The sequence below is a fragment of the Oscillatoria sp. HE19RPO genome, assembly GCF_024220515.1.
Lineage (GTDB): Bacteria > Cyanobacteriota > Cyanobacteriia > Cyanobacteriales > Laspinemataceae > Laspinema.
Map to the genome: position 1 here is coordinate 1 of NZ_JAMXOT010000359.1, position 2,868 is coordinate 2,868.

Annotated in this window: 4 protein-coding genes; all 4 read left to right on the plus strand. The window is 46.0% G+C overall.

Features of this window, described 5'->3' with window-relative positions:
* Window positions 1–369 precede the first annotated feature (369 nt).
* The 4 genes from NG833_RS26470 to NG833_RS26485 all read left to right on the plus strand — a co-directional run bounded on the left by NG833_RS26470 (window position 370) and on the right by NG833_RS26485 (window position 2,815).
* Window positions 370–684, plus strand: a complete 315-nt coding sequence (locus tag NG833_RS26470) for a hypothetical protein (RefSeq protein WP_254568267.1) — start codon at window positions 370–372, stop codon at window positions 682–684.
* Window positions 685–1,080: 396 nt separating this feature from the next.
* The gene (locus NG833_RS26475; RefSeq protein WP_254568268.1) at window positions 1,081–1,323 is read left to right on the plus strand and encodes a hypothetical protein; all 243 of its coding nucleotides are present in this window, start codon (window positions 1,081–1,083) and stop codon (window positions 1,321–1,323) included.
* Between the two features lie 345 nt (window positions 1,324–1,668).
* On the plus strand, window positions 1,669–2,094 hold the full coding sequence (locus NG833_RS26480; protein ID WP_254568269.1) for a transposase: 426 nt from the start codon (window positions 1,669–1,671) through the stop codon (window positions 2,092–2,094).
* A gap of 136 nt (window positions 2,095–2,230) precedes the next feature.
* Window positions 2,231–2,815 (plus strand): hypothetical protein, encoded by a 585-nt coding sequence (locus NG833_RS26485; protein ID WP_254568270.1) that lies wholly within the window; start codon window positions 2,231–2,233, stop codon window positions 2,813–2,815.
* Window positions 2,816–2,868: the final 53 nt, after the last annotated feature.

The following is a 2,868-nucleotide window of genomic DNA, read 5'->3' on the forward strand; positions in this document are numbered from 1 at the left end:
CGACCCAGATCTGCACCCTATATCCCAGATCCACCCAGATCCTTCCCAGGTATTACAGACTGCTGGGAAAACTGATCTGTACGAGAGTCCGATAGTTATCCCAGCGTCATCCCAGAGTTATCCTCATGGGGTCCCCGGGTTATCCCCGGGTTATGCCCCGGTTATGCCCCGGGTATCCTGCGAATATCCTGCGAATATCCTTGGATTATGCACTCATCATCCCCCTGGCATAACCCGATCATCCTGCGATTATGACCCGGGAATAATTGACTGTTACCCAAAATCTAGCCACGGTTTCAGCACGATATTCCCAGGGTATCGAATTAATCCCGTCCTGAGTCAACACAATCAAGGCAAGGGGTTAAGGGTATGAACGAAGAGCATAGAAGGAATTTTAACGGGACCCTATCAGATTTTAATCGGTTTGTGGAAGCGATGAAATCCGAGGGTTTAGAGGTCAAATTAGAGTCGGCTATCCCCTTACAACTGAAAGGGAGTGAGTTCGAGTTCACTGCCATACAACTCATTGCAATCCTGAGATTATCCGAGGCACTCGCTAAACTTTTGCAAGTCTCAACAGAAGAGGTTCATCGCTCTTTTCTTAGTGCCGCTTGCAGTGAAGCTTGCTCTCTATCTCATCATGAGAAAATGGCAACCGTTAACCATTTATACTCCAATAGATAAGCCAATCTAGTGCCAATTAATAGGAGATTTTTGTTATACTTACTTTATTATACTTTGTGTTATTTTGGTCTAAAATTATTGCATAGCTTGCGTCATAAATTCAACATACATTTTATTGAGGTGCAATTTCGATGAAAGGATACCACCCAGTACATGAGTCTAAATATCCGTGGCTTATCGTCTCGATTGACGATAAAGGATTAGAAACAATTCATGCCCAACTCGCTAAAAGAAAGGAGGTAGATAACGTACTCTGTGCTTTTCGACGCCTCTACCCTAATCGCAATCTCAAGGTTGTCTACCGCCCCAAAATGCAACCCTGATTAAAACGGGCAAAGGGACCCGATTTAACGGGTCCCTAGTAAATAAATTCGCTTTCTTGAATCTAATCTTATCATGACTACCGCAATTGTGAAAATACCGAGTACATGGATGGTTTTATTACCCGGGAATCGGTGGGTTAACTTAGCCCAAATTGCAGATGTTCAGTTGTCTGATACCGCTTGTGAAGCTCATGTTACTTGGGCTAATGGAAACCGAGATATTTTTCTCAATGAGCAAGCGGTCTATTTGGTTGAGGCGCTTGCAGAGTCACGCAATGCGATCGAGGATAGGGTTTCCAAAATTCTAGTCCCTTAATTTCCGCCTGATGACTGGGTTTTCCCAGGGGCGATCGCCATCAGTGCGATCGCCTGATCCTTTGCTTCCTATGGATCGAAATCTTCCCCCAAAGGGAGGATCGCGGAATGGAAGCTCAATCATTCCGTACCGGGTTTTAATCCGGTGCCGCTAGGCAGTAACTCAGAGCCTTGTGAGTGAAATGAACTCCTGAAGTTTAGCGCTTTCGTGGGCTAGGTTACTGCCACCATAGCGGCAATCCCCTTTAGAGACTTGACAGTGAATTGCAACCGTTCGGGAGATTCGTGGTCCTAAAACAGAGGGGGAGATTTGTGCAAATACTCCCAGAAACAACCTTTAAAATTTATGGAATCAAAATCCGTCGTTATTGGGCTTGATGTCAGTAAGGATAATGTAGTAGCTTGCCCGCTTACTGAAGCACCTTACAACCTCAAACTCTATTTTAAGGAGAATTCTAAATCATTCCCTCGGTTATATTCTAACCGGGATGGAATCAAGGAACTGTTAGCAATGAACCCTGATTGTGTGGTGATGGAACCCACGGGAGTGCATTACTCATGGATTTGGGCGCATATCCTCAAAAGTCACGGAGTCAAAATACTCTGGGTAGGTCACTCAGAAGTAGTAGCCTTCCGAAAATCTAAAAAGTTGCCAGATAAAAACGATTCTGCTGACGCGCTTGCGCTTGCAGCCTATGCACTGACTAATACGGAATCCGGTTCTCAAAGGTCTATAAAAACCCGCAGGCTGTTCTATGAGCGTTCCGCTTAGAAAGCCTGGAGGCTCACAGGACAAAGCCTGCCGACGCCGGCTGAAGAGAAAATCGACTTTTAACAACCGTATTTGGTATAACTGGAATTATCCAGAGGCTTTCCTGGGATATGAGCATGAGTGCTTTATCATCCCGATGCGTGAGTATTGTTTAAAGCTTCAAAGCTTAAACCGGATCCAAAATCCGATTATCAACCGATTAAGGCAGCAGTTATCCCGGGAATTTCCCGAGGCCGCGCTTAAGAACTCGCAACGGGGACCCGATGGACAAATACCCTTATGGTGTTTTATCGCGGGGAGGAAACGGAACGTCAAGAAGGATCAGGGTTATTACGAGAAGCTTTACCAGATCTCGATCGCCCCTACCTATGGAGTTGAGATCTCAGAATATTCTCGCAATCTAGCCAATCAACTCTGTCAGCTAACTGACTCGGAGATCGCGATCGAGACTGAACTAGCCGCGCTTTTAAGACTCCCAGAATTCAACGCTTACAATCAAGTGATGGATTCCCTTGGGATGGGTTTACGGGTCAAATGTTGGGTCATCTCCCAGATTTTCCCGATCGAGCGGTTCCTGGGTTCCGGGAATTATCGCTCCTGGCGAGCTCGCTTTAAACAACGACTAGGCTATGGAGGGATTGAAGATTCATCCGGTGATAAGGGAACTCCAAAAAATAAAATCTCCAAAACGTTCGTTCCTAGTGACGGATCAACGGAGTAGCCCCGTCAATGTAGGGGCGCAATGCTTGCGCCCTGAATTGGGCGCAAGCATTG